The following is a 26,549-nucleotide window of genomic DNA, read 5'->3' on the forward strand; positions in this document are numbered from 1 at the left end:
TTTTGCAGCGCCGGCCCTCTCTGGCGTTTGCTTGCTGCGCAAACGCCGTCTCTCCCAGAGGGAGAGAATCTAGTTGATTACCAAATCCCGCAGTAAAAGAATCGACGTCCCCCAGGGAGGGTGACGCAAGATGTGTAGACACCAATGCCTGCTCTGAGAGTAGCGTTCTACACTGGACGCTGTCTCCAGCCTGTGGGGAACTCGTTATGATGTGTTGATCGCGTCGGATCGGCCGTGTCTTGTCAGGCAGGAAGCCCATCCCACGTTGTTGCACCTGATCAATTTCGCCTCCACTTGACATCTGAAGCATGCCCACAAAATTGCTCGCACTGGTTTGTTGCTTCGTTGGTTTGCCGGCCACGGCAATTTCGTCCCACAGCGCCGCAGCCGCCGACCAGCCGAGCGTGTTGTTCATTTTCTTGGACGACTTCGGTTGGCGGGATGCCGGTTTCATGGGCAGCGACTTCTACGAGACGCCGAACCTGGATGCACTGGCCGCCCGCGGCATGGTGTTCACGGATGCCTACGCCGGCGCCGCCAATTGCGCCCCGTCGCGCGCCTGCCTGCTATCGGGTCAGTACTCGCCCCGTCACGAGATCTACAACGTGGGGACGTCGCGGCGGGGGAATCGGAAACACGGCCGGTTGATGCATATCCCCGGCACCGACACACTGCGAACCGACATTCGCACCTGGGCCCACTGCGTGCGAGACGCCGGCTACCGAACCGGCACGATCGGCAAATGGCACCTCAGCAACGACCCGCTGCCCTATGGATTCGATTTCAATTTTGCGGGCACGCACAGCGGAAGTCCGCCGCGGGGTTACTATCCGCCGCACGGCAACATTCCCGAGTTGGCCGATGCCCCCAAGGACGAGTACCTGACGAACCGTTTGACCGAAGAGGCAATCAAGTTCATTCGTCGCGAATCGGACAAGCCGTGGTTTTTGTACTTGACCCATTTCGCCGTGCACACGCCGATCCAGGGTGAGCCGGAGCTGGTGAAAAAGTACGAACAGAAAACCCCCGGTGAACTGCACGACCATCCCGTGATGGCGGCAATGATCGAAAGTGTCGATCGCGGTGTGGGGCGGATCATCAAGACGATCGAGTCGCTGGGGCAGACCGACGACACCATTATCGTGTTCACCAGCGACAACGGCGGTTACGGTCCGGCGACGTCAATGAAACCGCTGAAAGGATACAAGGGAACGTACTACGACGGCGGCATCCGCGAACCGATGTTTGTCGTTTGGCCGGGCGTGACGAGACCGGGGACGACCTGCGACACGCCGGTGATCAATGTCGATTTGTTCCCGACGTTTTGTGAGATGACCGGCGCGGCATTGCCGGATCAACCCGTCGATGGTGTCAGCCTGCGCCCCTTGCTGGCCGGCGAAGCCGATCCGGCGTTCGAGTCGCGATCGCTGTTCTGGCACTTCCCCGCGTATCTGCAAAGCTACCAACGAATTGACGAGCAGCGCGATGTGCTGTTTCGTTCGCGGCCCTGCGGCATCATCCGCAACGGAAAATGGAAGCTGCACGAGTACTTTGAAGATGGCGGGTTGGAGCTGTACGATTTGGAAGCGGATCCCGGCGAGACGACCAACCTGGCCGCGTCGCATCCGCAAGACCGAGACCGATTGCACGGGCTGCTCAAGGCCTGGCGAGAATCGACCGCTGCCCCCGTGCCGACCGAGCCGAATCCCGACTTCGATGCCGCCGACGAAGAGCGGGAAATCGCCAGACGCTTGAAAAAAAAAGGATAAGTCTATAGCCTGAACAGCGTCAACCGTGGGATCAGCTGCCAGCCTGTCGTGATGGTGTTGACGGGCTGGACACCGATCCCCGTTGGGTTGCGCCCGGTGTTTTGCCGATCGAATGCGGGATGGAGTGGACGTGATGGAATTAAATGCCGAGCAAAAGCGTGCCGCCGAGTTCGCCGGGGATGATGTGCTGGTCCTGGCCGGCGCGGGGACGGGAAAGACCAGCACCATCGTCGCCCGTGTCGTCCATCTGACGAAGATCGGCGTCGACCCGCGACGCATTCTGCTGTTGACCTTCACTCGGCGTGCCGCCCGCGAGATGCGGCATCGGCTGACTCAGCAGATCGGTTCCTCGGCCAAGACCGTGCCGACGGGAACCTTTCACAACTTCTGTTTGCAATTCCTTCGTCGCTGGCCGGATCTGTTCGAGTGCGGTTCGCTGACGATCATCGACCGCGATGACCAGTTGCAACTGATGAAGCTTGCCCGCGCGAATGTGGTGGGAAAGGACGCCGCGTTTCCCAAGTCGGCCGAGCTCGCCAATTACTACTCTTACGCGCGAAACACCAACCGTCCGGTCGCCGAGTACTTGGCCGAGTTCACCGACCATGACGAAGAAGGAATCAAACGGATCAGCAGCGTCTTGCAGGACTACACCAAACGAAAGCACGAGTGTCGGTACTTCGACTACGACGACATCCTGCACCTGTTCGCCCGGCAGTTGCACCGCAGCCGAATCGTCCGCGAGAAGATGCAAACGCGTTATGACCACATTCTGGTCGACGAGATGCAGGACACCAATCCGCTGCAATGGTTGATCCTGGATGGCATGCGTGACCCGGCAAAATTATTTTGCGTCGGTGACGACGCGCAAAGTATTTATGCGTTTCGCGGCGCCGACTTTCGCAACGTCCACTCTTTCACCGAGCGAGTCGCCGGCGCGGAGGTGTTGAAACTGGAAGAGAATTATCGCAGCACCCAGGAGATCTTGGATCTGTCCAACTGGTTGCTCGACCAGTCGCCACTGGGCTATGACAAACACCTGCGTTCCGCCCGAGGTCCGGGCATCAAACCGGTCCTGGTTGAATTGGACGGCGACTTTGAGGAGGCGGACTGGGTGGCATCGGACTTGATGCAGCGACACGAAGACGGTGATCCGTGGCGCGACCACATGATCCTGACCCGCAGCGCGTGGGCGGCCCGAAGTGTCGAAGCGGCCTTGATCGAAAACGACATCCCCTATCGATTCATCGGCGGCACGCAACTGCTTCAATCGGCACACGTCAAGGATCTGCTCAGCCTGCTGCGTGTGATCGACAATCCCGCCGACCAATTGGCATGGATGCGTTATCTGACGCTTTGGCCGCGGATCGGCGAAAAGACGGCGGCGACCACGATCAGCAAACTGTTGGCGATGCCAAACATCAAGGCCATCAGCGAGTTCTTGACCGATCAATACAAGACCAATCCGCGTCTGGCCGAATCGATCACCGAATGTCTGACGTGTTGGGACCGGCCCAGCGACGTGATCGGCGCCGCGACGGACAAGATGACGCCGCTGCTGGAAAAGAAATACGATGACTGGGATCGTCGCAGCAAGGATCTGAAGTTGCTGCAACGATTGGCGGCCAAACACCAATCGGTCGGCGAGTTCTTAGAAACCTACACGCTGGACCCGATCACCGAATCCGAGGCCAGCAACGAAGACGTTGACGATTTAGTGACGCTGATTACCGTTCACAGTGCCAAGGGAACCGAAGCACCGGTGTGTTATCTGATCGGAGTCCAACCGGGTAACTATCCCCATGTCCGCAGCATCGGCGACGACGACAAAGAGGAAGAGGAGCGACGGGTGTTGTACGTCGCGATGACGCGTGCCCAGAACGAGCTGTTTCTGACCGGAACCCTGCGCTCGCACGGTGCCTATGTCCCGCACCACAATCGGTTTTATCCATCCGGCGGCTCGAACACCCAGCCGTACTTTTTGAGCGACGTGCCGCCTGATCTGGTCCAGTCGGACTTGGACATCGACGCCGATCCGTTTGACGCGCCGATCACCTCGTTTCGGGGTTAACCCGAAATCACCAGGATCGCGGTGTCGGCGTTTAGGTTCGGATCATCATCGGCATCGATGCGTTTACCGAGGGAGGCATCGACATAGATCTCTTTTTCCAGGCGAAGCGACATTTGGCGGCACAAATCGTGAACATCGGCGATGCTGGGAAACCGCCGATTGGGCGTGTTGTACCACTCGAACGCGAATTCGCCGGGGGCTTTGGGGGAACGCCCACGGACGACATAGTCTTCCCTCAGTTCTCGGTAGGCGAAGTTGGGAAAGCTGACGATGATCCGCCGACCGACACGGATCATTTCCTGAAACAGCGTTTCCACGTTGGCGACCGCTTGCAAGGTCGCGCTCAGGATGACCACGTCGAATTGATTGTCGATGAAGGCCGGCAAGCCATGGTTCAGGTCATAGTCGATGACATCGATGCCCCGGCGTCCGGTTTTGACAATGCTCTCCTGTTCGACCTCGACGCCGACTAACACTTCGTGTCCCCGTTTGCGAAGCGCGGCCAACAGGTGGCCATCCCCACAGCCCAGGTCGAGCACCGACGCGCGGTCGGGAATCTCAGCAAGGATCAACTCTTCGACGTTCGAGATCGAGGCGGGCGTGGTGTCGATGTCACCGAGTCGAGCTTGCACCAACGGCCCGTACTGGGCGATGTCTTCGGCGATCAAAAAGGAATCGTGTCCCCGCGGCGTTGTGATTTCGCCGTAAGTAACCGGCTTGCCCAATGCCGTCAACGCGTTGACGATGGCACGTGATTGGTCCGTGGTGAACAACCAATCGCTGCTGAAGCTGACGACCAGGAACTGACAATCCACATCGTTGAATGTTTCCATCAATTGCAGCCGGTTGACGCCCAGGTCAAACAGATCCATCGCCATCGTCAGCGTGACATAGCTGTTGGCATCAAAACGGGTGGTGAATTTTTGGCCTTGGTGGGCGAGGTACGAACCGATGCTGAATCGTTGTTCGAACACGGACACGATCTGCCGCGGGTCGTGACGATCGGAGCCGAACTTTTGCTCCATCGCTTCGGTCGACAAATAGGTCACGTGACCGAGCATGCGTGCGATGGCCAATCCCGTGTTGGGCCGTTTGGGTTTGTCGTAATACTGGCCGCCGTAAAAGTGCGGATCGGTTTGGATGGCGTTGCGGCCGATGATGTCGAACCCGAGCGCTTGGCTGGTCAGTCGCGCGCTCGAAGCGATCACGACGCACAAGTCGGTCGAATCGGGATGCTTGGCGACCCAAGCCATCGCCTGATGGCCGCCGAGCGAACCGCCGACGATGGCGTGCCAGCGGCCGATGCCCAGATGATCAGCCAGCATCCGCTGGACTGTGACCATGTCACCGATCGTGATCCTTGGAAAGTCGGCGCCGAAGGGCCGGCCGGTTTGCGGGTTCAGATCACTGGGGCCGGTCGTGCCACGACAACCGCCCAGGACGTTGGGGCAGACGACGAAGAACCGATCGGTGTCGACCGGTTTGCCGGGACCGATCAGATCATCCCACCAGCCGGGATCGTCGTCCGGGTCGTGCCGTGCGGCGTGGGAGTCGCCCGAGACGGCATGACAAACCAAGACGGCGTTGGAGGCGTCGCTGTTGAGGGTGCCCCAGGTCTCGAACGCACAGCACACGTTGCTCAATCGCCCGCCCAGTTCCAGTGCAACATCGCCGTCGAAGGTCACCGAGCGGACATGCTTGAGCGGTCCGACGACGCGGTCGTCGTCGGTGCTTGCGAACAGATCGGTGGTGGAATCGGGCTGGCTCACGTCGCCGCGGCGAGCGCCTGTTTCAGGTCATCGATGATGTCTTGGACGTCTTCGATCCCGACCGAGACCCGGACGTACTCGGGAACGACCCCCGCCTTGGCCTGTTCTTCGGCCGTCAACTGTTGGTGCGTCGTGCTGGCCGGGTGGATCACCAAGGTCTTGGCGTCGCCGATGTTTGCCAGGTGCGAACAAAGCTTGCAGGCGTTGATGAATTTCTTGCCCGCTTCCATGCCACCCTTGATGCCGAATCCCATGATCGCACCTTGGCCGTTGGGCAGGTATTGTTGTCCGCGCTGGTAATCCTTGTGCGATTTCAGTCCGGGGTAATTGACCCACTCGACCGCGTCGTGGGACTCCAGGAATTCGGCGACCTTTTGGGCGTTCTCGCAGTGCCGGGGCATCCGCAGGTGGAGCGTTTCCAGACCTTGCAGGAACAGGAATGCTGCGAAGGGACTCATCGCCGCGCCGGTGTCACGCAACCAATGTGTTCGGGCATGTAGCAGGTAGGCGATGTTACCCATCGGGCGCAAATGCTCTTCGAAGACGGCACCGTGATAGGACGGAGACGGCGCACAGAACTCCGGCCATTTTTCCGGTTGGTCGGCCCATTTGAAGTTGCCGCTGTCGACGATCGCGCCGCCGATGTGTGTGCCGTGGCCGCCGATGAATTTCGTCGTGCTGTAGATCACGATGTCGACGCCGTGCTCGATCGGCTTGAGCAACATGGGGGTCATCACGGTGTTGTCACACAGCACGGGGATGGCGCCGTGGGGGGCGCTGTGTGCCGCGTCGGCGATCGCTTTGAAATCCGGCACGTCGTTCTTGGGATTGCCGATCGATTCCATGTAGACCAGACGCGTGTTCTCGTCGATCAAGCCATGAATCTGTTCGGGATGATCGGGGTCGAAGAAACGAACTTCGATGCCCAGACTCTTGAACGTTTGCGTGAACAGGGTCCAGGTGCCGCCGTACAGCGAAGTGCTGCTGACGATGTTTTGCCCGCTGTGTGCGATCGTCAGGATCGCGGCTGTGATCGCGGCTTGTCCGGATGCGAAACACAGCCCGGTGACGCCGCCGTCGAGTGCCGCCAGCCGTTTTTCCAGCACATCCACGGTGGGGTTCATCAACCGACTGTAGATGTTCCCGAACTCGGTCAGTCCGAACAGCGCGGCGGCATGGTCGGTGTCGTTGAAGGTGTAGCTGGTGGTCGCATAGATCGGCACCGCGCGGGCGTTGGTGGTCGGGTCGGGTTCCTGGCCGGCGTGCAACGCCAGAGTTCCTGGGCGATAATTCTCGCTCATCAATTCGATTCCTGGGGACGGGATTTTGTCGAGAGGGCCGGACAGTTTAGGCCAAACGGACGGGACTGACCACGGTGCGGGTGATCGGCCTATTGCAGCACGACGTCGACGGTTTCGGTTTGGCCTTCCCGCAGGAATTGCACCGTGACCGTCTCGCCGACGCGGTGGTGTTCCAGGGCTTCCAGCATGTCGTTCATGTCGCCAACGGTTGCGTCGCCGATCTTTTGAATGATGTCGCCGGGCCGCACCAGGCTGGATTGTCCGATCACGGTTTCGCGTAGTCCTGCGCGATCGGCGGGGCCGCCGGGAACGATGTGCAGAATCAGCACGCCCTCGACGCCCAGCCGCGTCGTGACGACTTCGCTGAGTTCACGATGGACGCGGATCCCCAGTTGCGGCGGCTCGTAGCGACCGTTGGCGATGATTTGCGGGACGACCCGGTTGACCGTGTCGACGGGGATGGAGAACCCGACGCCCGCCGAGGTGCCCGAGGGGCTGTAGATGGCCGTGTTGACCCCGATCAACCGCCCGGCACTGTCCAGCAACGGACCGCCAGAGTTGCCGGGGTTGATCGCGGCATCGATCTGGATGACCTCTTCAATCGAACGTCCCGTCGGGCTGTCGATCGAGCGGCTCTTGGCCGAGACGACGCCGGTGGTGAGGGTTTGATTGAGTCCGAAGGGATTGCCGATCGCGAACACCGCTTGGCCGACCAGCAAGTCCTCGCTGGTGCCGATTGCCACCGGCCGCAATTTCGCAGCCGGGGCATTGATCTTCAGCACCGCCAGATCGTGGTCGGCCGATCCGCCGACCAAGATCGCTTCGTAGGACGATTGATCCCAGAGCACGACTTTGGCCGAAGACGCGTCTTGCAGGACATGAAAATTGGTCACGATGTGGCCGAATTCGTCCCACATGAAACCGCTGCCCGAACCCGCGTCGACTTCGATGGCCCGTCGCGAAAACGGGCTGGCAACGCGTGATCGGGTCGTCAGGTAAACCACCGACGGGCTGACGGTGCGAAACAGTTCGACCGTCGATTGCTCGAAGGCCGCCAAGTCACCTCGCGGGGTGATCACGCGAGGTATTCCGCTGGCGGCCATGCCGATCCCCAGCCAAACGCGGACGGTCGGCCAGACAAAGACCACGGTGACCAGCGTCAGCAGCAGCCATGTCAGGCGAAGCTGACGACGGAGATCGATCGCGTCTTCGGACTGCATCGGCTTTAGCCCATGTCGATTTCGTAGCCGCTGCGGTACGGCCTGGCGAGCATGCTGTTGGCTTGCGAATCACCGACGATCTGCTCGCTGGTGTTGTCCCATTTCAATTCACGACCGAGTCGTGCGCTGATGCCGGCCAAGTGACAGACGTTGAGCATTTCCATGTGGGTGTGGACGTCGCTGATGGGCTCTTTGCGTTCTTTCGCACAGTGCAGGAAGTTGGCCCAATGAGCCGCCCGCTCGTTCCGCTCCATCGGCAGGTTCTTGTAAACCTTGGCGATCGCGTCTTCGGGCAGCGGGTTGTCTTTCAAATCTTCGACCGGTTTGCCGACCAACTTTCCGCGGTTGACAAAGATCTTGCCCTTGTCGCCGGTGATCAGCACGCCGTTGTCGGTGTCGTTGCGGATGATCATCTTGGTGCCGCCGGGATACATCACGTTGAACAGGAATGCCGTCGCGGTGTTGTAGCGGTCGTTCATGACGGGCTTGCCGTCTTTAAATTCGACCGGATGGGTGGCGGTGCCGCCGATCGACAGCGGGCCTTCGGTTTGACCGTTCAGCTTGAGCGCCCAGTTACAAATGTCGACATGGTGCGCGCCCCAGTCGGTCAGCTTTCCGCCGCTGTATTCGTACCACCAGCGGAATTCGTAGTGACAGTTCGAATTGCCGCGGCCACGATTCTTCTGGCTGGGTAGATTTCTGTAATCGACCTTCGGCGCCGGCCCCAACCAACGATCCCAGTCCAGTCCTTCGGGCACTTCGGCGACGGGGATCGGAGGGCTGGTGGGTGCACCGCCGATTGCGGCTTGGACCTCACGAATCGTTCCGAGTCGTCCTTCGTTGACGATGGCCATCGCCTTGACAAACAGATTGAAGGTACTGCGCTGTTGCGTTCCGACTTGGACGATGCGTCCGGTTTCCTTCTGAACCTTGCGGATCAACTTGCCCTCGTCGATCGTCAACGTGAGTGGTTTTTCGCAGTAAACGTCTTTTCCGGCCAGCATGGCTTCGATCAGTGGCTTGGTGTGCCAGTGGTCGGGCGTGGCGATGTGCACCGCATCGATATCCTTGCGGTCGAGCAGTTCGCGATAGTCGGACGACTGGACGGCTTTGCCGCCGCTGTGTCGTTGGCTGAAGGATTGGCGGCGTCCGGCGTCGACGTCACACACGGCGACGACGTCCACCCAGTCTTTGGCGGAGTTCATGTTGCCGCCCGCCATGCCGCCGGCACCGATGACGCCCATCGCGACGCGGTCGTTCTTGCTCTTGGTTTCGTCGGCGAGCGTTTTCGGCGTCGAATAAAAGTAAGGGACCGAAGCGGCGGCGGAGGCTGCTGCGGCGGTCTTGAGGAATTGGCGACGTTCTTGGCGATGGTTCACCTTGGATCGCTTGGTCATCGGAATGCCTTTATGATGGGGGGACTGGATTGGTGTGGGAAATTTGGAGATCAGGACTGGGTATCGGAACGGCGCAAGCGGATGGGGATCGGTGACGATCCATCGGTCGCGTCCGGTATCGGAGCCAGCGCCCTATGGTAACTGCAATCGGGCCCTTTGGGGCAGCCTGCGATCCAGCGAAAAGTGACCATCTCGTTAATGTTTGAAGGAGAGGAAACGGTGGAATTTGACTGTCCGATGTGCGGAAAACACTACCAGGCCGGCGCCGAAATGGCGGGAAAAGAGGTCCATTGCAAGGCCTGTCGCCAGACATTTCGTGTCCCGGGAGGCTCCTCGACCGCTCCGACGGGTGGTTTTTCCGGTCTGGATTCCACCACCGACGGCGATGACCGGTTCTCAGCCGGTGAGATCGAAATGAGCACCGCGCCGGTCACGATGCGGGGCGGACAATCCGGGGACGGAGTCAGCCGCCGCAGTGACGAGATCGACTATGAAGTTTTCGGCCACGAGACCCAATACGTCGAAATCACGCTCGATCCGGGAGAGCAGACGATCGCCGAAGCGGGCGCGCTGATGTACATGACCGAAGGCGTCGAGATGGCGACCGTCTTCGGCGACCCGTCCAAGCAAGACAGCAGCCTGTTCGGCAAGGTCTTGTCGGCGGGCAAGCGGGCGCTGACCGGCGAGGCGCTGTTCATGACAACCTTTACCAATCAGGGCCGCGGGCAAGCCAAGGTCGCCTTCGGAGCCCCCCATCCCGGACGCATGATTCCGCTGCACCTGGATCAACTCGGCGGCGAAATCATCTGCCAGAAAGATGCCTTCTTGTGCGGGGCGCGCGGGATCACGGTGGACATCGCCTTTCAAAAGAAGATCGGTGCGGGGCTGTTCGGCGGCGAAGGTTTCATCATGCAGCGGCTCAAGGGCGACGGCATCGCGGTCATTCACGCCGGCGGAACGATGATGTACCGCGAACTGGAACCCGGCGAGACGCTGCGGTTGGACACCGGATGCTTGATGGCAATGGGGCCATCGGTCCACTACGACATCCAGTTCGTCGGCGGCCTGAAGAACGCGTTCTTCGGCGGCGAAGGGCTGTTTCTGGCCACCGTGCGCGGCCCCGGTCCGGTGTGGTTGCAATCCCTGCCGTTCTCACGGTTCGCCGGACGACTCGCCGCAGCGATTCCCTCGGCCGGAAACACCCGCAAGGGCGAAGGCTCGCTGTTGGGCGGTTTGGGCGAAATGTTCATGGGGGACTGAGGGCGCCGACTCGGCTGACATCCCAGCGGAACGCGTCTGCGAGCGGTGCGTGGCGGATTCGGGGCAAACACGCGCCACTGGCTGACGCCGCGTGCTGAGATGCGGCATCCCAGCGGGAAGCGTGAGCGAGCGGCGCGTGGTGGGATCACGGGTTTGCTTTTTTGTGCCCGGCTGCGATAACTAGGGAATCACCACTCCGGCCCAACCGCCCCCAAAACCCTGCGAGCCAAATGATGTCCGAATCGACCGAATCTCTCGAATCAAAACTGGCGCTCGCGATCGAGCAGCGCGACGCCGTTCTGGTTCGTCAATTGTTCGACTCGGCAGAGTTTGTGCTGCTGACGATGTCGGATGAGGAAGATGATGATGACGAAGAAGGTGCCAGCGTCTTCAGCACCGAACTGGACGGGATGCATTTGTTGGTCGCATTCACCAACGAGCAAGCCGCCGGAGATTTCGTCCATTCGATGGAAGAGATGTACGAAGAGGGAGACGAAATCGAAGGCTACGTTCTCGACGGCGACGCACTGCTGCAATACATGCCTCCCGAACACGGTTTGTATCTCAACCCCGAGAGCGATGAATCACTCGTGATCGATCAAGAGCTCTTGGACTTGGTACTAAAATCTGAGGCGTGACGCCCAATCCCTATCAAGCTCCGCGGACGGATTCGCTTTCCGCCCAGCAATCGCCCCCGCCGAGTCACTTCGTTCCGGGCCGCTTGGAATTCAAAGGCAACGTGACGCCGCAGCATCATCGTGATGCGGTCATCAAGGCTGGAATCCGAACCGAGTACCGCAACACGACACGCGTGATGTTCGTCCTGGCCGGCTTGTTCGCGCTGTTGTCCGGCGTGCTGGTGTTGGTCTCCGGCAACCTGGACGCCACCAACCTGCTTCGCACGCTGCTGGCGACCGCCGTGCTGATGGTCGGCGTTGTCCTCTTTTGTCGCCACCAGCGTTGGTTGATCGGGACCCGCATCCCTAGCTTTCAACTGGCCTTGGGGCCGATCCAAGGTTGGATCGACCGAGACGGTTTGTGGATCGAAACCAAACAGAGCCAAGCCTATTGGCCGCTCTCCAAGCTCATCTCCTGCGCCGCAACCCACGAGCTGTGGGTACTCAGCTTCGGAAAGGAGCAGACGTTTTGGCAAACGCTTCCGATCGATGCGTTCGCCGACCCGGCGTCGGCCCGAAGCGTGGCGGCGGACCTGCAGCGAGCCTTTCCGCCCCAGTTGCCGCAACTCCTGGACGAACGGAAGCGAACGCCGCCGGAGGCTGTGAGCCTGTTTTCGATGCCCGGGGATGCAATCGAGTTTGAAGGAAACTTTTACGAGGACTGTGCGCGGGGAACGCGTTTGTTGACGGCCACCAAACAAGCGGTGGTGCGGACTTGGGTCGCGTTGGCCGTCCTTCTGGCCAGTCTGTTGTTGAGCATCTTTGTGCTGACGGGGTTTCGCATGCTGTATGTCGCTCTGGCGGCTCTGTGGATCACCATTTTGGTGGCGAGCATCTTTGTGCGCGTCTGGCGCGCTCGTCGTGCGGCAAAACAAAAGGGCCGAATGATCGCTTGGTATTCCAGGGGCTGGCTCGATGATCAAGGGTACTGTGCGATGACGTCGCTGGGGCAGACACGGGCGACTTGGCAATTCTTTGATCACGTTGAAATCACCGAGGACTCCATCGGGCTGTATCCGCACCAGGACGACGTCGCCTGCTGCCTGGTCTCGCGTGAACAGTTTGCCAACGCCGACGATTGGAACCGAGCGACCGAGTTGGTGCGGGAGAAATTTGTGGCGTAGGCGTTCAGCTTGTGTGGAAAGCAGCGAACAAGCTGGGCGCTTGGGGAGTCGCAAGCTGGAAGCGTAAGCCACTGGCAAGCTAGCCCAGCCACCAAGCTCCGACGGCGAGCCAGGTGGGGATCAAGATGATGCCCGCGACGGAGGTCCACAAGACGACTCGCAAGGAGGTTTCGGTGTCGCGCCCGTAGAGCTTGGTCAAGACGATCGGAAAGACCGCCGCCGGCATCGCCGCCTGCAACATCACGACCGTACGCAGGTCGGGACTTTGCACCACCCAGCCGCCGACGCCGAGCATCAACAGCGGCAAGATCAGCTGGCGGACGCCGATCCCTGCCGCGATCACCCGTGCGTCGGCCAGCCAGGATTGATCGCGGATGAAGTCGACGATGATCGCGCCACTGAGCAACAATCCCAGCGGAATCGCGCACGACCCCAACGTTCCGATCGCCGTCGCCAGGGGAGTTGGGATGGATTGTGCCCACCCCATGGCACTGAGGAAAATAGAGAACACGACCGCCCACAACGGTGGGCTGATCAACGTTTTTTTCCAACCGTCCCGCCCCGACCCGCTGATGATCGCAATCCCGATGCTCCACAGGGCCATGGTGACCCCCACGTTATGCAGAATCAGGTCGATCATCGCGGTGGGATAAAACTGTTCGGCCAACGGCAGCGGGATGTAACCGTAATTGCAAATCCCCGCGCTCAAGGCGAAGGCTCGCTGAGACGAATCGCTGACCAGCCCGAACCAGCGTCCGACCACCGAACGGGCAAAGCCAAACGCCAGAAACAATCCAAAGGCGGTCGACACGAATCCGAACAGCGGGGGTTGCCACGCCGTGGAGATCTCACCGATCTCGCTGCTCTGCGAAAACTGGTGCACAAAGTACGCCGGCAGCATGACGTTGGCGGTCAGATTGGCCAGCGTCCGATCGGCTTCGGCGGTCAACCATCCGAGCGATCGGCAGGCGGCCCCCACGCCCATCACCAGAAAGACACCGAGGACGGACGCGATGATGGGCCAAAAGTCTTGCATGCCGCCCAACATAAACCCAAGCCTTCGCGGGCGTAAGAAGTCGTCGCGGCAAGGTGAAAATGCCAACCGACTCCCGCACGGCAATGGCGCCCAACGTTCGTTTAGCCGCAATGTGTGGCGGAGCCACCGGAGCATTGCGTTCCCAGGCGGAGCCTTGGAACGAGAAAACTCAGGCTCGGCGTAGCCTCTCGATCCGCAACAGCGACGTGTCGAGGGTCGTCCCGCCATCGAGGGCGAGTTGGCAGGCGATTTCACCGAGGACGCTGGTGAACTTGAACCCGTGCCCGGACAACCCGGCGACGATCGCGACTCGGGGTTGGTCCGGATGCACATCCACAATGAAGTGTTCGTCCGGCGTCATCGTGTAGTAGCACCCTGATTGCGCTTGCAGGTGATCGCCGACACCAGGCAAGAACGCCTTGAGATAGTCTTCAATCAATGATTGATCTGCGCCATCGGTCGGGTGCGGGGACGTCGGAATCTCGACCGGCGTTCCACCACTGTGCCGCGCAACTTTCAACCCATCCCGTCCAATGGAGGGGAAACCGTAAAAGTATCCCGCCGGGGTTTCATGAAAGAAACAGGGAAAACCGTCGCGTTGGTCGTAGCCCGTCTGTTGCGGTGCATACCAATATTGATACTTGCGGAGCACACTCAGCCGGATCCCCAAGCCGGAAAGCAGTTGCCCGCTCCAGGGGCCGCCGGCGATGACCAGTCGCTCGGCGTGTTCGACGCCGTCGTCGGTGGCCACTTCAACGCCGTGTGGGGTCGCCCGCCAATGACGAACCGGTCGTTCATGTTGCAGCGTCGCCGATGCCTGTTCGGCCAGGCGTAGATGGGCTTCCACACAAGCTTCGACGCGCAAGTACCCGGCGTCTTTTTCGATCACGGCCTGCCATTGGCCCAGTGAGTGCGACTCTGGTACGGCCAATCCCGGCCATCGACGCGCCACTTCGGCGACTGAAAGTTCTTCGATCGCCAGTCCATGCTCCGCTGCGCTTCGCAATACACCGGGAATGACCACGCCATCCTTCGGCCCCCATTCAACCAAGCCTGTTCGATGAAACAGATGATCATCGGCGGCCTGTTCCAATTCGTTCCACAGTTCGTAGCCGCGGCGCAGCAACGGAACGTAGGACGGATGTTCGAAATAAGCTTGACGAATGATGCGTGTCTTTCCGTGCGAGCTGCCAAAGGTGTGGATGCGTTGGTGCTGGTCCAGCCCCAGAACACGGCAACCCCTGGCAGCCAAATGATAGGCGGCGGCACTACCGGCACCGCCGAGCCCGATCACGATCACATCCCAATTTGCCATCGCAGACTCTTTCGATGTAACGGCACGAAACAGCGCGGCTCATTCGTCCGGCCAGCCGGCCAATTCGAATTTCTTTTTCGTGTTTGCCGTGTGGTCGTCGTAGTGTCGATCCATTTGCCGCAACAGTCCTCGCAATGTCCAACGGCTTCCCGGCGCCCTGACGTCGAGATTGATGCCGCGAAGCAAGTAGGCGAACCGTCGTGTGAAGTCGCTGACACGTTGCATTTGTCGTGCCTCTTCCTTCCCGTCCCAATCGGGGTGGGCTGCCACGTAGTCGGGCGGCATCTGTTTCGGATTTAAATCCATCACCGGAATCGTCGGGTCGAGCGCGTGATAGATCTGCGAAAAGAATAGCAGCTGACGCCCCATCATGTGCTCGGCGTTCCAGCGTGGCGTATGCGTCCCGTTGGCGGGCCGGAAATTCAATTGATTCGCGCTCAGCGGGCTGAACACGGTTTGGGAACGACTGCACGACGCTTCCATCTCCTTCATCAACGATTCGAGCTCCTCGGACAGTTCGTACGGCTTGTGGTTCAGCTTCACCAACCGTGTTGGCTGATCGCGATCGGTGGTCGGAGAGATCGCGAACGTGTTGTGGTCCACTTCGGTGATCTCGCCGGACGCGTCAATCGAGTCTGCGAACAGCTTGGCGGCTTCGTCGGCGAGCTGGGATGGCAGCAGCACGTAGCGGGGTTGCACGGCTTTGATCCACGCGGTGGTTGCGGCATCGGCATCCGGGACATCCTTGGGCAATGGGATGACCACAACGTCAGGCATCGTTTTCTCATCGGCGAGCGAGGCGCCGGCGACGGACGCATCGCCCAGGACGGCGACACGGACACCGTCGGTTCGGACCAACATTCCGGCGGCTTTGTTGTCTTGACCGGACATCGAAGTCACGTGAATCGATCCGGCATTCGCGTTTTGATCGGTCGCCGCTGTCCAAGTTGCGGCGTCGTCATTGGCCCGTCGGGACCAGACATGATCGACCCCGCCGCGGCTGGTGATATGCTTTTGAAAGGGACTGTCGGGGAACTGCCGGGGTGAACGGCTGGTTGAAACCGCCACCCGTAGCCCCCAGTGGTTTTCGATGCTGACGCGACCATCGGGCCACAATCGAATCGCAAGCGGTTCGCCGTCCGCCGCGATCACGGGACTCGGCGCGGTGCTCATCAGGACGGCGACGACACACGTGGCACCGTAAAGTATTGGGGCCAACGGCCATATTCTGGAGGTGGGCATAGATCAATCCGTATCCGATCCGTTATTTTGATCAAGCGACGCACTGACGCCTGTTCCAAGTCGTTCCACTTTAACGTAAATGATCACGATCGAATCGATCCAAATGGGAAAAGTGGTGACCGAGGGTGACCCGAACTCACGTGACGCGATGTCGCGTCAGTGGACGAGTGCCTTTCGAAAGACATGTGTCGACGGAGCGGTTTCGGTCAATGAATTAGGCCTCATCGGTGACCAGGTTGCCGACCGGAAGAATCACGGCGGACCGGAAAAGGCGATCCTCTGCTACGCCGGTGTTCACTATCGATCTTGGGCCGACGAGCATCCCGAGCTCGACTTTTCGGCCGGCGGATTCGGAGAAAATTTGACACTCGGTGGCGTGACCGAGTCCGATGTTTGTATCGGTGATCGTTTCCGGTCCGGCGAGTGTGTTCTGGAGGTCAGCCAACCTCGTCAGCCGTGCTGGAAGATCGCGCGGCGCTGGCAGACCAAATCGATGACCAAAGAGGTCACGCAGACAGGACGCACCGGATGGTATGTGCGGGTCATCGCCGGCGGATCGTTGACATCGGGTTCAGAGCTGGAATTGATCAGCCGGCCCAACGCCGATTGGACCATCGCCCGCGCGAACGATGTCCTTTACGGACGCGAAGTCGATCGGATGGCCGTTCACGCTCTCATGCATCTCCCCGAACTGTCGCGGGAATGGCAGGACGCACTGGCGTAATAATCTCACTCTCAGGAATCCCCAGAACATGTCACGACCTAGCGACGACAGGATCATCGAGTCCATTCGGCTCTATCGCGAAGCCCTCGCGGAGACGAAAGCCCTCTACATCGAAGGGGGCCAATTGGTGCGTGGATCCTACGGCTGGCTGGGAGGCGGTGACGATCCCGATGCGGCGTCGCTCGCAGAGCAGATGAATGAGCTGCACCAGGGATTCCTGATGAAAGTCTTCGCGACCGTTGTGCCCGACGCGAGTGCCAAGAACCTGGAGCAGCGGCAACTCGGCCGCGTGCTGTTGGAACACATCTGGGGCAAGTCGGTGCTGGGCAGCCAACTGCACGAAGCCGTCGATTGGCTGATCAGCGCGGCAGATGACTTCCAGTGGTCCGATTTGGTGCGGCCGTTCGTCGAACTGCCGGAACTCCGCGGCCACTGGGGCGAACTGGAAACATTGGCCATGCGGATGGCAACCCTGTTGACGTCGGTCGACGGAACGGTCAGCGCGTCGGACAACGAACGCATCGAGTCGATGAAACAGCAGTTCGATGTTGCCCGTGGTCGCGCGCCGGAAACCTTGGTCAGCGAAACGGACACGTCGAACGCCCGCGACGCCCTGAAGTGGTTGCGCGAAGAAGCCAAACGACTCCGAGAAGGCGTCGGACCGACTGCCGCCGAAAAACCGACTCCGGTTGCCGGCCCGGGCGGAGGCGTGGGATCCGTCGTCGCCCCCAAACCGGTTGACCGCGCGAGCGAGGACCAACCGATCGACGAACGGACCCCCGAACAGCGATTGGCCGACGCCAAGGCCAAGCTGGACAGCCTGATCGGGCTGGAAAACATCAAAGATCAGATCACGACGTTGACCAATTTCTTGGCGATGGAACGTCGCCGAAAGGAACTGGATTTGCCGACATCACGTCCCAGTCTGCACATGGCCTTTGTCGGCAACCCGGGAACCGGAAAGACCACCGTTGCCCGCATCATCGCCGAGATCTACGGGGCGCTGGGGATTTTGGAGAAAGGCCATTTGGTGGAAACCGATCGCAGCGGGCTGGTCGCCGAATACGCCGGACAGACCGGTCCCAAAACCAACGCCAAGATCGATGAAGCGCTCGACGGCGTGTTGTTCATCGACGAAGCCTACACGTTGATCGACGAGAGCGGCCAAGACCAGTATGGCCGCGAAGCCATTCAAACCTTGCTCAAGCGGATGGAAGATCAACGCGACCGACTGGTGGTCATCCTGGCCGGTTATCCGGTCGAAATGCGGCAAATGATTCGCAGCAATCCGGGGCTCAGCAGCCGCGTCGGAACAACGATGCAGTTCTCGGACTATTCGCCCGAAGCGTTGTGCCGGATCTTTGAGTTGCTGGCCAAGAAATCGAAGTACACCCTGCCGACCGAATCACGTCGTCGACTGCTGCGCGGATTCACCTACCTGTACGCCAAACGCGACCGGCATTTCGGCAACGGACGGACTTCACGCAACAGCTTGGAGCGGAGCGTCCGCCGATTGGCCAATCGGATCGCGACGGTCGAAGAGGTGACGCGTGAATTGCTCACGACGCTTGAGCCGGAGGATATCGAAGTGGCGGGTGTGGATCCGATGCACTTAAAAGCCATGGCGGCCGAGTCGGGCAAGGTGCGTGTCGAGTGCAAGGGCATCCCGCAAGTCATCGACGATCAACTGCTGGGGACCGAAGTGAAGTGCGAATCCTGCGGCGAAATGTTCTTCGCCGACTGGGGCGAGCCCGTGTTGGAACTCCCTGCGGGCGAGGAAGAGGCGTTGTAGTCCTGTTCAACCCCATTGGGGTTGGCGGCCCGGAGGTAACCATGACTTGGGGTGCGCTATCGCGACCCCAAGCTCTGTTGTGACACGCCGCTGGCGATGCGGCCGCGATGCGGCTTGTGTGGTGGATGGATGTCCCCGCGACGCCGTCGGCGTTACACCGCAGAGCGGTGCAACAACACAGTCCGGGGTCGCGGGGGCACCCCAGGTAGTGGCACAACGTGAATGGAACGCCAGCGGCGTTCAACATCGACGCGAGATAGTCGGGCGGCGCGAACGGCGTTGGTGAAACGGCGGGCGCACCGTATTCAATCCCAGACGTACCGTTCGTCGATTTCAATGTGGTAGCGTTTACAAACCCTCCGAAACTCGTCTTGGAAGGATTCTTTGCGATGATGAATTTCCTGGTCGCGGATGTACTCCGTCAATCCGTCGACGTGCCCGGGGCTGATCGAAAACGCACCATAGCCCGTTTGCCAATAGAAATTCCTGATGGACGATTCTTGCTTGATCCAATCACTGCTCGGGCGTTTGAGCGACTGGACGAATTTGGCGATGTCGATTGTCTTGCCGAGCCGACAGAGCAGGTGAACGTGGTCTTCGACTCCACCAATGATCACGGCCGGGCAACCTTGTTTGTTACAGATCCCGGCTTTGTACGCGAACAGTCGTTGCCGAAATTCAGGGTCCTTCAAGAAGGGCCTTCGGCTTTTCGTCGAATAGATGAGGTGGACGTAGATTTGAACCAGCGATTGCCCCACTTGATCGCCTCCAGTGATTCGTCATGTGATCCAACCGCCGCAGATCCGATTATTCAACCCCGTTGGGGTTGGCGGCCCGGTGGTGGGCGGGACTGACGCGACCCCAAGCTTTGTTGTGACACGCCGCTGGCGTGGAACCGCGATGCGGTTCGTTTCGTTCGCCGATCTGTATAGCATCTGCGGCGTCTTTCGCAAAAAAACTTCGCCAGTTTGGGGGTGTGGCGTCATGTTCAACCCCATTGGGGTTGGCGGCCTGGAGGTGACCAGGACGTGGGGTGCGCTATCGCGACCCCAAGCTCTGTTGTGGCACGCCGTTGGCGTGGTGGCCGCGATGCGGTTGGTCGGATCATCGGGCGCCCGTGACGGGCCTGGGGAACAGCGCCGGTGATTGTCCATTCCCACGACGCCGTCGGCGTCACACCGCAGAGCGGTGAAACAACACAGCCCGGGGTCGCGGAGCGCACCCCGGGTAAGTCACCCATCATGGCACGGAACCCCAACGGGGTTCAACAATGGGCGGCCGGCGCGAAAGGTGATGGGATCGCGCCATCGTGTTCAACCCCGTTGGGGTTGGCGGCCCGGTGGTGGGTGGGACTTGGGGTGCGCTACCGCGACCCCAAGCTTGGTTGTGGCACGCCGCTGGCGTGACGGCCGCGATGCGACGCCAGCGACCCTGCAGGATTCACGACACCGCATGCCTTCTCCCTCATTCGGATGTTTAATTTTATCCGGAGGAGGGGGTGTGGGGGCGGATAAATCTGCAAACTCGCAGTCAATAAGCTGGACAGTTTGTAGGATTTACGTATGATCGGGACTTGGCTGTAGGTCGTCAATCGCTGTCATTGGAGTAGGTAATGCGTGGTTTTGTCTCCCTTTGTGCCCTGGCTCTTGCTGTGGGAATTGCTTCCGAGGCTTCTGCAGCTGCTGTGTTGAGGTACTCGTCCGATGGGACAGCGGGAAGTGCGAGAGACAACTTAGTTGTGCTCGCTGACGCGGGCGATACCGTACGTCTTTCGGTTTTCGTCTTTCAGGATCCCGGTGACACCCGCATCGCTGCAACTGGCCTGACGACCGCGGGATTTCAAGCGAATTTCAACGCGGGTGTGGGCGTTGTTTCCAATGCGACGACGGACGCCGGATTCAGCTTTGGTCCACCAGCAACATTTGACAACGTCGCGGGGACGGTCGTCTCGGGCGGTGGAGTGAATTTCTTTTCACCGTTGCGTCCTGGTAAGGATACCGGAAACGCATTGATTGGTTTCTTCGATTACACGGTACAACAAAGCGGAAGCACGACGACGTTTACGTTTACCGATCCGAACCCGGGGTCAACTGCGGACAATGTTCTCGATGATGCCTCGTTCACGAACCTTGATCCAGAGCTTTTCGCAAACGCGGGAACCATTACGATTACCTCGGTGCCAGAGCCGACGGCCATGTTAGCTCTCAGCGGAGTCGGCTGTATGGTGTTGTTACGTCGCCGCCGTCGCTAAGACGAAAGCCCTGGGGATACCCGCCATCAAGGCACCGCCGATTGCGAATCGGTGGTGCCTTTTTTTTGAGGTGAACGCGGCTTGCCGATCAAAGCTCAAGCCGTGTCAAGTGGTTCTTGCGGCATCATCGCTCCAACGACTTGATCCAGATGTTTTTGAATTGAACCAGGCTGGAGGCGGGCTTGAGTTTGCCGTCCTTTCCGGGGCCGCCGTGGTGTTGTAGCACGATCGGACCCCGCGCGGGGATGCCCGGTAATTTCGCTTGCTCCAGTACCAGCTGGTCATTCAGGAGCACCGTGACCCTGTCTCCGATCAAGATGATCACGAACGAATTCCACTGGCCGATCGGCTTGTCGGCGTTGATCCGTGGGGTGACGCCGGCACGGATTTCCGGAGGCGTGTTGGGGTTGTTGCGAATCCCATACACCTCGCCCGAACCGACCGGCCAGCGCCAGATGTTCAGCTGGGCTTGGGGATGCCCGCGCAGGTAGATCCCGGAGTCGGCGTTGGGCATTTTGATCGTCAGCTTCTTGCCGGCGGCATCGGTCAGGTAGCTTCCATCGCCGAGCACGATCGGGACGTCGTAGGACCCGGAGGCTTCTTTGAGCCGCCAATCGATCTTCAAGATGAAGTCGCCGTACTCCGCGGCGGTCTTCAAATTTCGGTCCCCGCTTGCCTCGCTACGTGCGTCGTAGTCGATGACGCCGTCGACGACTTTCCAGTGGCCGTTGTCGCCTTCGGGGACCACCCAGCCGGAGAGGTCGTTGCCGTTGAACAGGGACTGAAAACCGTCTTCGATCTCATATTGAGCGCTGGCGGCAACGCTCCACAGAAGGTTGCTGACAATCAGCAAGACGATGGATTGAGACAGCCGCATGATGATGCTCCGAAAGGTGCTGGGGAATTGGAACGCCGTAGTGTAACCTCGTTGTCCGATGCGTGCCGCTTGGCGGCCGATCGATCACGCTTTCAAACCCGACGTCTGATCTTGACGCTTTCATCCAATACGACCGCCACCGATGCACCCGCGACGGCGGCGATGCCGCCGATTGCAGCCAACCGGTTTGCCCGGGTCTGGGCCATCGGGCTGGGGGTTTTGATCCTGGTCACGTTTCCAATCTGGATCCCGTCCTGGGGGCGCGACCCCGGTTTTCCACCCGTTCCTTGGATCGCGGTGCCCGGTGTCGAGTGGTTGGCTAACGCGGTGGAAGCTTTCGCACTGGTCGTCCTGCTGGTCGGTTTGGCAGCGGCCGTCTATCGCGGTGCCGACCGATGGTGCTGGTGGAGCGTTGCCGCGGCGCTTGCGGTTTTGATCATGTTGGACCAGCATCGCTTGCAACCCTGGGCGTACCAGTCGCTGCTGTATGCCGTCCTGCTCGCCGGGATGTCATGGCGGGAAGGACGCTGCTGGGTGATTGCGATTGCGATCAGCATCTATTTCTACAGCGCGTCGGGCAAGTTTGATTACCAGTTTGTTCACACCGTAGGCCATCAAATGGTCCAAACGCTCGCCGGTCCGATCGGCGGTATTGGCGATGCGACCGCAACAAAGCTCGCCTTTGGGCTGCCGGCCGGTGAGCTTGCGATCGCGATTGCGTTGGCGTTTCCCCGGACACGCCGAATCGGCGGAGTTTGCGCCATCGCGATGCATGTGACGTTGATCGGGTTGCTCGGCCCGTGGTCACTCTCGCACAGCTTGGGCGTGTTGGCATGGAACGGATTGCTGGCTATCCAGGCGGCGTTGTTGTTCGTCGTCCCCCCGCAACCGATGGAGCGAACCGCTCGGCAAGTTCCGCTGCCGGCACGGCATCTGCTCCGCTGGCCGATTCGTCTGGCGGTCGCCGCAGTCTTGCTTTTTCCCCTGACCGAACGATCGGGGTATTGGGATCATTGGACGTCGTGGGCACTGTACTCGCCACACAACAGCCGCGCCGAAATCCAAATCCATCAGTCTGCGATCGATCGGATGCCGAGTGACGTCGCAGCTTATTTGGACGACCCGGATGGTGATCGATGGAGTGACTTGGACATCGGGCAATGGTCGCTGGAGCGTCGCTGGGTGCCCGTTTATCCGCAAGCCAGGTATCAGCTCGATCTGGCCGTCCAGCTTGCCGAGCGACACGATTTGGATCAGGCGATTCGTGTGAAGCTGAAACGTGTTTCGAATCGTTGGACCGGGGAGCGTCAAGAAATATTCTTGATCGGTGCATCGGAATTGAAGCGAGAGGCGGGGCGGTATTGGCTGGGTGCCGTGTCGCCGTAGTTATCCGTCGCCTTTTAGACGTCGGGCGCGATCGGCTTGGCGATTGAATCGGGATCTGCGGGGTCCACGGTGAGCCGCTGGCCGTCAGGCCTCGGGCGGACGCCGCAATGCCCGGCCGCCTACGCGTCACGGCTCACAAAATCAACAACCCGCGAGCCGTCCGGTGACGCAAGACCGGAGACTCCGCATCACGACACCTCACGGCCCGCCATACTCATACAACGAAAACGCCTCGCCAAGCCCTTGGGTGATCAGATACACCTGATCGGCCGGCAACGTTCCGATCCGGTCCACCGAACCGTCCGGCCAGGTCACCGACAGATCCGTCACCCGATTCGCCTCGGCGAGACCCGCGATCAACGTTTTTTCATTGCTGCAAAAGTACCCGTCGCCGGCGAGCGACCAGACTGTTCGCGATCGGCCGTTACAGCGAAAACGGATCACCGCCCCCACCGCATCGCGATTGCTGTCGGTGCCGACCAATCGGAATGCGATCCGATGATTTTGAGATTCGGTTTCGTTGATCAGCAGACGCACTTGCTCGTGCGTGTGCGTGACCATCACGTCGTTTCGACCATCGCGGTTCACGTCGGTCGTCCACAGCGCTCGGCCGACGTGCGGTGTCCTGAAATACTCGCCCCAGGCGTCGTCTTCGACCCACTCAAATCGACCGGTCGCACCGCGGCGGAACAACTGCATCGGCAATTCGTAAGGCGGAACGTCCGGTCCGGAAAACTCGCCGATGTGCCCGTTGGTCACGATGATTTCGTCGATCCCATCATTGTCCATGTCAATCGCTTGGGTGCCGAAGCCGACCTGGGACAGTGTCGGTTCCACCAACCCCAGCTTTCCCGTCTCGTCTTTCCACATCCCCGGCGAGATCTGTTCGTAGAACACGTTGTACTCACGGGCGAATCCGGTGACGTAAAAATCAAGGTCACCGTCCAAATCAAAATCGCTGCTGGCGATCCCCATCGACGCCTGGGCCCGAGTCACCGCGTCGACGGCGACACCACGTGCGGACGCAGTTTCGTCGAGTTTCATCGGCTCGCCGGCAGCGCGCGTGTAAAAGGCGTTGCGCGACATGTCGTTGGCGACAAAAATCCCCAGGTTTTGACCATCGAGCGCGCCGGCAACAATCCCCAGACCGCGTCCGGGGGAAGAACGGTCGATCCACGTGTCGGTCACGTCTTCAAATTCGCCCGTCCCCGTCGCGACGAAAAACTGATCGTACTCGGCGGGGAATTTTAATGGATGACAGGGACCCAAGACGCCTTCCTCATTAGGGCACGCCTCGTCCAAATTCTCAACGGTCTTGCAATAGTTCGTCACCAGCAGGTCCGAGATCGAATCACCATTGATGTCGACCATCGCTGCGGAGGTGGACCAGGCGGGCGGTTGGTCGTCGCGAAGTCGTTGGGTGCAGTCGGTGAAGCTGCCGTCGCCGTTGTTGTGCAGCAAACGATTCGCCCCGAGGTTCGCAAAGAACAGGTCTGGAAAACCATCGCCGTTGAAGTCTCCGATCGCGACTCCCTGGCCAAAGCCACGGTCGGCCACACCCGCCATCGGACTGACCCGTACGAACCTTTCTCCCAGGTTGCGCATCAAATCGTTGGCGATCGAGTCGTTCTGCAGCATCGTCCCGCCCGCGTTCATCATCATCAGGTCGGGATGACCATCCAAGTCATAGTCGATCGCGCCCCCACCGACGCCTGTGGAACGAATCAGCGCCGCCAACCGCGCGTTGGTCGGATTGTTACCTTGGCCGACCGCATCTAAACCCCAACGACCCGATTGTTCCGACATTACCAGATGATCGTGGGAAGGAATCGTCGCGATGACGGACGACCGCAACTCGACTGCCGATGCGGATCCCAACTGCGGCGGAGGCAGGAATGCCAAATCAAGGCGTCCCGACGCGTTCTGCGTGGAAACCCATTCCTGACTTTGGCCGAGCTGGCGAACGATTTCATTTCGCAACGCTTCCAACTGATCGCTGGGATCTTCCGACAGGGTGGTTGCCACCGCGGACCAGGCTTCCGCTTCCCAGACACGACCCGCGTCCAGCAGCGAACGCGCAACCTGCGCCGCCCCGGTTTGGCTGATCGAACCACCGCCGGTGAATTCATTGAAACGTTCCCGTAGAGTCAACAAGGCGTCCGCATGGTCGGACACAATCGCCAGCTGTTCCTTCGAAATCGAATTGCGAAACTCTGACTCGCCGGCACGCAGACGCTGAATCGCGAATCGCAATTGATCCCACGCCAGACTGTTGCTCGAATCACGACGTGTCGCTTCCCAGTAGGCCCGAACCGCCGCAGCCGTTTCTCCGTTGTTCATCGCCAAATCGCCCAGGGTCAGCCAATAGCCGGCGAAATCGGGGCTGCGCCGCGGCGCGGTTTCGATCCATTGAGGTAGCTGTTCCCAACGCCCCGCCAATACCAACGCTTGTCCGTACATCGCATGCGCCGGCGCGAAATCGGGATGATGCTGCAAAATATCCTCCAAGACTTCGATCGCCCGGGTCGCGTCGTGTCGATAGAGGAAGAGGAACGCGTCGGACAGACGCACGCGGCGATCGGTGGGATTGCGTTGCAACAATCGAGACGCCGTGTTTTCCGACAGACGTCGCGATGACCTTTCTGTGGTCGCCAACAGCAAGGAAAGATCAAACGCACGATTCTGGATCAACGCCTTCAGGTGCGGACCGATCCGATCGGTGCGTTGGACCTCGGCCAGAAATCCGACCAACATGCGACGCTGCGGGTTGGCTTCGGGATGCATCGCCACCGATTGCTCCAGCAGATCGATCGCCGGATAGATCTCACCGACTTCGACCAGCGCCTGGACCGCCAAGTTCACCCGAGCGGGAGGACGGTAATTCGCCAGCCTGGCAGCTTCGACCAACAAATTCGCGGCGTCTCGTTTGCGGCCACAGTAGGCATTGACCTTGGCCACCAGCGAGACCAAATCGGGGTCGTTGGGGTCGGCGATCAGCGCCGATTTTGCGTAGCGATCGGCCCGTTGCCAGTCTCCCGCTTGCATCGCCGATTCCATCAGCGCCCGTGGATCCTGTGACTCGCCGGCCACCCCCGATGAGGCTCCACCCGATGCCGGGGTGTCGTTCGATTGCGACCTGTCGCAGCCGCCAGCCAGCACCCCACACAGCACGCCGACCATCACACCCTTTCGAAGACGGTCGCAAAGCGAACGAGACGGATTGGCGTCTGACGGAGCGCCGCGGGTGGAGAAAAGGTCCTGAATCACGCTTTGAACTTCGAGAGGAGACGGATGCCGACCTGACCCGAATGGCACGGACATAAGTGTTGGTGTGCAGG

The 26,549-nt window shown here is 60.1% G+C and carries 19 protein-coding genes; 9 read left to right on the forward strand and 10 right to left on the reverse strand.

What is annotated here, in order from left to right:
- Nucleotides 1–308 precede the first annotated feature (308 nt).
- Both NZK35_RS13135 and NZK35_RS13140 read left to right on the forward strand, forming a co-directional pair.
- Complete coding sequence (locus NZK35_RS13135; protein ID WP_259632994.1) at nucleotides 309–1,769, forward strand: sulfatase; 1,461 nt, start codon at nucleotides 309–311, stop codon at nucleotides 1,767–1,769.
- 133 nt (nucleotides 1,770–1,902) lie between these two features.
- Nucleotides 1,903–3,840, forward strand: coding sequence for an ATP-dependent helicase (locus NZK35_RS13140; RefSeq protein WP_259633010.1), 1,938 nt, complete (start codon nucleotides 1,903–1,905; stop codon nucleotides 3,838–3,840).
- On the opposite strand, the gene metX is transcribed toward NZK35_RS13140, so the two are convergent.
- The 4 genes from metX to NZK35_RS13160 form a co-directional block, all read right to left on the reverse strand.
- Nucleotides 3,837–5,609 carry a homoserine O-acetyltransferase MetX gene (metX, locus tag NZK35_RS13145; protein ID WP_259632995.1) on the reverse strand — a complete coding sequence of 591 codons (1,773 nt, stop codon included), beginning with the start codon at nucleotides 5,607–5,609 and terminating at the stop codon, nucleotides 3,837–3,839. The genes NZK35_RS13140 and metX overlap by 4 nt on opposite strands.
- Entirely contained in the window at nucleotides 5,606–6,910 is a 1,305-nt protein-coding gene (locus tag NZK35_RS13150) for an O-acetylhomoserine aminocarboxypropyltransferase/cysteine synthase family protein (protein ID WP_259632996.1), read from the reverse strand. Before NZK35_RS13150 ends, metX begins: the two co-directional genes overlap by 4 nt.
- 89 nt (nucleotides 6,911–6,999) lie before the next feature.
- Nucleotides 7,000–8,130, reverse strand: coding sequence for a S1C family serine protease (locus tag NZK35_RS13155; protein WP_259632997.1), 1,131 nt, complete (start codon nucleotides 8,128–8,130; stop codon nucleotides 7,000–7,002).
- Between the two features lie 5 nt (nucleotides 8,131–8,135).
- Nucleotides 8,136–9,527, reverse strand: a complete 1,392-nt coding sequence (locus tag NZK35_RS13160; RefSeq protein ID WP_259632998.1) for a Gfo/Idh/MocA family protein — start codon at nucleotides 9,525–9,527, stop codon at nucleotides 8,136–8,138.
- Nucleotides 9,528–9,746: 219 nt separating this feature from the next.
- On the opposite strand from NZK35_RS13160, the gene NZK35_RS13165 reads away from it, so the two are divergent.
- From NZK35_RS13165 to NZK35_RS13175, 3 genes are all read left to right on the forward strand, one after another.
- Nucleotides 9,747–10,787 carry a TIGR00266 family protein gene (locus NZK35_RS13165; protein WP_407699789.1) on the forward strand — a complete coding sequence of 347 codons (1,041 nt, stop codon included), beginning with the start codon at nucleotides 9,747–9,749 and terminating at the stop codon, nucleotides 10,785–10,787.
- A gap of 230 nt (nucleotides 10,788–11,017) precedes the next feature.
- Nucleotides 11,018–11,425, forward strand: a complete 408-nt coding sequence (locus tag NZK35_RS13170; protein WP_259632999.1) for an SseB family protein — start codon at nucleotides 11,018–11,020, stop codon at nucleotides 11,423–11,425.
- On the forward strand, nucleotides 11,422–12,588 hold the full coding sequence (locus tag NZK35_RS13175) for a hypothetical protein (RefSeq protein WP_259633000.1): 1,167 nt from the start codon (nucleotides 11,422–11,424) through the stop codon (nucleotides 12,586–12,588). Before NZK35_RS13170 ends, NZK35_RS13175 begins: the two co-directional genes overlap by 4 nt.
- 79 nt (nucleotides 12,589–12,667) lie before the next feature.
- On the opposite strand, the gene NZK35_RS13180 is transcribed toward NZK35_RS13175, so the two are convergent.
- The 3 genes from NZK35_RS13180 to NZK35_RS13190 all read right to left on the reverse strand — a co-directional run bounded on the left by NZK35_RS13180 (nucleotide 12,668) and on the right by NZK35_RS13190 (nucleotide 16,181).
- Entirely contained in the window at nucleotides 12,668–13,624 is a 957-nt protein-coding gene (locus NZK35_RS13180) for an AEC family transporter (RefSeq protein ID WP_259633001.1), read from the reverse strand.
- Nucleotides 13,625–13,793: 169 nt separating this feature from the next.
- Entirely contained in the window at nucleotides 13,794–14,939 is a 1,146-nt protein-coding gene (gene solA, locus NZK35_RS13185; protein ID WP_259633002.1) for an N-methyl-L-tryptophan oxidase, read from the reverse strand.
- Between the two features lie 39 nt (nucleotides 14,940–14,978).
- A complete protein-coding gene (locus NZK35_RS13190; protein ID WP_259633003.1) occupies nucleotides 14,979–16,181 on the reverse strand; it encodes a DinB family protein in 1,203 nt (400 codons plus the stop codon).
- A 79-nt stretch (nucleotides 16,182–16,260) separates the two neighbouring features.
- Between NZK35_RS13190 and NZK35_RS13195 the strand changes: the two genes are divergently transcribed.
- Nucleotides 16,261–16,905 carry an MOSC domain-containing protein gene (locus NZK35_RS13195; RefSeq protein WP_259633004.1) on the forward strand — a complete coding sequence of 215 codons (645 nt, stop codon included), beginning with the start codon at nucleotides 16,261–16,263 and terminating at the stop codon, nucleotides 16,903–16,905.
- A gap of 28 nt (nucleotides 16,906–16,933) precedes the next feature.
- Nucleotides 16,934–18,697, forward strand: a complete 1,764-nt coding sequence (locus NZK35_RS13200) for an AAA family ATPase (protein ID WP_259633005.1) — start codon at nucleotides 16,934–16,936, stop codon at nucleotides 18,695–18,697.
- A 305-nt stretch (nucleotides 18,698–19,002) separates the two neighbouring features.
- Here NZK35_RS13200 and tnpA read toward each other — a convergent pair whose 3' ends face one another.
- On the reverse strand, nucleotides 19,003–19,455 hold the full coding sequence (gene tnpA, locus NZK35_RS13205) for an IS200/IS605 family transposase (RefSeq protein WP_259633006.1): 453 nt from the start codon (nucleotides 19,453–19,455) through the stop codon (nucleotides 19,003–19,005).
- 854 nt (nucleotides 19,456–20,309) lie between these two features.
- Between tnpA and NZK35_RS13210 the strand changes: the two genes are divergently transcribed.
- Nucleotides 20,310–20,948 carry a PEP-CTERM sorting domain-containing protein gene (locus NZK35_RS13210; RefSeq protein WP_095738240.1) on the forward strand — a complete coding sequence of 213 codons (639 nt, stop codon included), beginning with the start codon at nucleotides 20,310–20,312 and terminating at the stop codon, nucleotides 20,946–20,948.
- Nucleotides 20,949–21,072: 124 nt separating this feature from the next.
- Here the strand turns inward: NZK35_RS13210 and NZK35_RS13215 are convergent, their stop codons facing one another.
- Nucleotides 21,073–21,825 (reverse strand): 3-keto-disaccharide hydrolase, encoded by a 753-nt coding sequence (locus NZK35_RS13215; RefSeq protein WP_259633007.1) that lies wholly within the window; start codon nucleotides 21,823–21,825, stop codon nucleotides 21,073–21,075.
- A 27-nt stretch (nucleotides 21,826–21,852) separates the two neighbouring features.
- On the opposite strand from NZK35_RS13215, the gene NZK35_RS13220 reads away from it, so the two are divergent.
- The gene (locus NZK35_RS13220) at nucleotides 21,853–23,211 is read left to right on the forward strand and encodes a hypothetical protein (RefSeq protein ID WP_259633008.1); all 1,359 of its coding nucleotides are present in this window, start codon (nucleotides 21,853–21,855) and stop codon (nucleotides 23,209–23,211) included.
- 198 nt (nucleotides 23,212–23,409) lie between these two features.
- On the opposite strand, the gene NZK35_RS34685 is transcribed toward NZK35_RS13220, so the two are convergent.
- Nucleotides 23,410–26,478 carry an FG-GAP-like repeat-containing protein gene (locus tag NZK35_RS34685; RefSeq protein WP_259633009.1) on the reverse strand — a complete coding sequence of 1,023 codons (3,069 nt, stop codon included), beginning with the start codon at nucleotides 26,476–26,478 and terminating at the stop codon, nucleotides 23,410–23,412.
- Between the last annotated feature and the right edge of the window lie 71 nt (nucleotides 26,479–26,549).

The organism is Stieleria sedimenti, assembly GCF_025060895.1.
Classification (GTDB): Bacteria; Planctomycetota; Planctomycetia; order Pirellulales; family Pirellulaceae; genus Stieleria; species Stieleria sedimenti.

What these genes read in the sequence shown, in the direction of transcription:
- NZK35_RS13135 (WP_259632994.1), top strand. Translation starts at nt 309, where the DNA reads ATGCCCACAAAATTGCTCGCACTGGTTTGTTGCTTCGTTGGTTTGCCG.
- NZK35_RS13140 (WP_259633010.1), top strand. Translation starts at nt 1,903, where the DNA reads ATGGAATTAAATGCCGAGCAAAAGCGTGCCGCCGAGTTCGCCGGGGAT.
- NZK35_RS13150 (WP_259632996.1), bottom strand. Translation starts at nt 6,910, where the DNA reads ATGAGCGAGAATTATCGCCCAGGAACTCTGGCGTTGCACGCCGGCCAG.
- NZK35_RS13155 (WP_259632997.1), bottom strand. Translation starts at nt 8,130, where the DNA reads ATGCAGTCCGAAGACGCGATCGATCTCCGTCGTCAGCTTCGCCTGACA.
- NZK35_RS13160 (WP_259632998.1), bottom strand. Translation starts at nt 9,527, where the DNA reads ATGACCAAGCGATCCAAGGTGAACCATCGCCAAGAACGTCGCCAATTC.
- NZK35_RS13170 (WP_259632999.1), top strand. Translation starts at nt 11,018, where the DNA reads ATGATGTCCGAATCGACCGAATCTCTCGAATCAAAACTGGCGCTCGCG.
- NZK35_RS13180 (WP_259633001.1), bottom strand. Translation starts at nt 13,624, where the DNA reads ATGCAAGACTTTTGGCCCATCATCGCGTCCGTCCTCGGTGTCTTTCTG.
- solA (WP_259633002.1), bottom strand. Translation starts at nt 14,939, where the DNA reads ATGGCAAATTGGGATGTGATCGTGATCGGGCTCGGCGGTGCCGGTAGT.
- NZK35_RS13190 (WP_259633003.1), bottom strand. Translation starts at nt 16,181, where the DNA reads ATGCCCACCTCCAGAATATGGCCGTTGGCCCCAATACTTTACGGTGCC.
- NZK35_RS13195 (WP_259633004.1), top strand. Translation starts at nt 16,261, where the DNA reads ATGATCACGATCGAATCGATCCAAATGGGAAAAGTGGTGACCGAGGGT.
- NZK35_RS13200 (WP_259633005.1), top strand. Translation starts at nt 16,934, where the DNA reads ATGTCACGACCTAGCGACGACAGGATCATCGAGTCCATTCGGCTCTAT.
- NZK35_RS13210 (WP_095738240.1), top strand. Translation starts at nt 20,310, where the DNA reads ATGCGTGGTTTTGTCTCCCTTTGTGCCCTGGCTCTTGCTGTGGGAATT.
- NZK35_RS13215 (WP_259633007.1), bottom strand. Translation starts at nt 21,825, where the DNA reads ATGCGGCTGTCTCAATCCATCGTCTTGCTGATTGTCAGCAACCTTCTG.